This is a genomic window from Methylobacterium sp. AC433 (assembly GCF_979253015.1).
Genome location: NZ_CEEDBN010000089.1, coordinates 1 through 251 on the forward strand (window position 1 = coordinate 1; position 251 = coordinate 251).

Annotated in this window: 1 protein-coding gene; it reads right to left on the reverse strand. The window is 75.3% G+C overall.

Annotation, left to right across the window (positions count from 1 at the left end; genetic code table 11):
• The coding region (locus AC0IWM_RS23840; RefSeq protein WP_471759159.1) for an iron chelate uptake ABC transporter family permease subunit at positions 1-251 on the reverse strand (251 nt) is incomplete at both ends.

Here is a 251-nt window from a genome sequence, read left to right on the forward strand (position 1 = left end):
GTCGGGGAAGAACGCCATTCGGCCGACGAAATCCGCCGCCACCAGGATCAATGCGCCGACGAGGGCGGAGCCCGCGAGCTGGGGCGCGGCCCGCGCCAGGCCGGCGAGCCGCGCCACCTGTGGCGCCACGAGGCCGACGAAACTCCGGGGGCCGGCGACAAGGGTTCCGGCCGCCGTGAGCAGGGCCGCCAGCGTCAGGATGGCGAGGCGCCTTCCCCCCAGACCCAGGCCGAGGGCCAGCACCACCGCAT